The 2,429-nt window shown below is 65.5% G+C and carries 2 protein-coding genes; both read left to right on the top strand.

Annotated elements, in window-relative coordinates:
* Nucleotides 1–944 (top strand): VCBS repeat-containing protein (locus tag EB084_23750; protein NDD31276.1); only part of this gene is annotated, 944 nt, incomplete at its 5' end.
* 147 nt (nt 945–1,091) lie between these two features.
* Nucleotides 1,092–2,429 (top strand): VCBS repeat-containing protein (locus EB084_23745; protein ID NDD31275.1); only part of this gene is annotated, 1,338 nt, incomplete at its 3' end.

The following is a 2,429-nucleotide window of genomic DNA, read 5'->3' as shown; positions in this document are numbered from 1 at the left end:
CCGATCTGCTCACGGTCGACCGCAATGCAAACCTGGCCTTCCAGAAGGGCAATGCCGACGGCAGCTTCGCGGCGCAGGTGAACTCGAGCGCGCCCCTCAAAGCGACCGGCCTGGCTGTGGGCGACGTCAATGGCGACGGCAAGCCCGACGTCGTGGTCTCGAGCTACAAGAACACCCAGGTGGGCGTGCTGCTCAACCAGGGGGGCGGCACGTTCACCCAGACCGCTGTCCCCGCGACCTACAACACCATCGGCGTGGCGCTTGCCGACGTGAACGGCGACGGCAAGCTCGACATCGTGGCCAGCACCGACACCGCCCACGGCGGCGTGAGCGAGGTGCTCGTGCTGCTGGGCAATGGCGATGGCACCTTCAGCAGCCCCGGCGAGTACGGCATGGGCAACACCCCCACCGTGCCCCAGGTGGCCGACCTCAACGGCGACGGCAAGCCAGACATTGCGGTCACCTGCAACGGCTTGAACACAGCACTGGTTCTGTTGGGCAACGGCAATGGCACGTTCAAGGGGTCGCAGAGCGTCGTGTCGCTGAACCAGCCCGATGGTGTCGTCGTTGGAGACTTCAATGGCGACGGCAAGAACGATCTCGCCGTCACCTCCCCCAGCGGCGCGCTGGTCGTGGCGCTGGGCAATGGCGACGGCACGTTCACCGTCTCCGCAAACATCACCGCAGGGCTTCCGCTCTCGAACGGCGTGGCCGTCGACTTCAACGCCGACGGCAAGCTCGACCTCGTCATCGGCTCGGGCGAATTCTCTGACGTCGCCGTGCTCGCCGGAAACGGCGACGGCACGTTCGCCCCGCCCGTCTACGTGGGCACAAATGGCCCGGTCAGCTTCGTTTCGGTGACCGACCTCAACGGCGACGGCAAGCCGGACATCGTGACCCCAGACGTGGGCGGAAGCTCAAACACCATCAACCTGCACCAGTAGCTGAATGTGCTACAGGACAAACGCAGAGACCGATGCACTAGACTTGCCGTCGCACGTCACTTGAGAGGATTGCACCACACCGTGTTCACGCCTTCTCCCCATCGCTCCGCACAAAAGACGTGTCGCGCACTGCACCCCTGGGCGCTGATGGGGGTGGTGCTGCTGCTCACCAGCGTGCTGCTGGTGGGGTGCGGAATGGCGGGGGCAGCGTCGCAGATCGTGTCGTCGGCCGTCGTGCCCATGGTGCTGCTGGCCAGCATGGTGGCGTTTCTTGTGGGGTGTGGAGGCCCTCGGTTTTCGGGCGGCCAGCCCACGCAGGGGCCGGTGAGCGCGACCCCCACGCCACAGCTGCAGGCCACAGCCCTTCGCTTCATCACGCAACCCGCCAAGGACAGTGCGCGCAAGAGCGAAGCCTTCGTCGCCCTCACCCCCGCCCCTCAGGTGGCCGTGGTCGACCAGAACGGCAGCACCATCACAACAGCCACCGACGCCATCACCGTCAGCCTCGACAAGAACCCCAGCAACGCGGTGCTCAGCGGCACCCTCACCGTGAACGCCGTGAACGGGGTGGCCACGTTCGCCGACCTGCATCTCAGCGTCGCCGCGGCAGGGTACACGCTGAAAGCCACCTCTGGCACCCTCACCGCCGATACATCGGTGGCCTTCACCGTCACCCCGCTCGTCCCCGACTTCACCACGCCCCGCTTGTCGCGCACCGACTACCCCAACGGCATTCCCGTCTCCGCTTCGCTCACGGCGCAAGCCGCCGGCGATCTGAATCAAGACGGCTATCCCGATCTCGTCTATGCATGCACTGCCGCTGTCGTGCACGTGATGCTGAACGATAAGAGCGGTGGATTCAGCGCACCCGTTCAGATCGAAACCGGGGTCACCTTGACCGACATTGCCATCGCCGACCTCAACAAAGACGGCAAGAGCGACCTCTTACTCTCAGATGGCAACGACACCCTCGTTCAGGTGCTCTTGGGCAACGGCGACGGCACCTTCACAGCGCCCGTCAACTACACCCTCACCAACTCCGCCCCGCAGAGCCTCGCCGTCGCCGACTTCAACGGCGACGGCAAGCTTGACCTGGCCGCCTCGTTGGCCGGCAGCCCAAACGGTACCATTGCCGTGCTGCTCGGCAATGCGAATGGCAGCGGCACCCTCAACCCGCCACAGTACTTCGGTACCGTTGCCAGCGGGCTGAAGCTGACGGCCGTTCACAACCCCAGCGCCCCTCAAGCCGTCGACCTCGTTGTGACCGAAGGCGACGGCAAGGCGCACTACTTCGGCAACAACGGCAGTGCGCAGTTCGGCGAGCTGGGCGCCACAGCGGTCACCGCGAATGCGCTGTACGGCCGAGCGCCACAGCAGGGGCAGAGCATCTTCGCGGCCGATAGCACCGGACTGGCCTACAGCCTGCTCTACAACACCAACGGCACCTACAACACCCCCACCCTGCTGCCGATGAGCGGCATCGCG

It is taken from the genome of Pseudomonadota bacterium, from assembly GCA_010028905.1.
Classification (GTDB): domain Bacteria; phylum Vulcanimicrobiota; class Xenobia; order RGZZ01; family RGZZ01; genus RGZZ01.
Note: the sequence above shows the minus strand (reverse complement) of the source record. Positions and strands in the feature narration are given on the sequence as shown.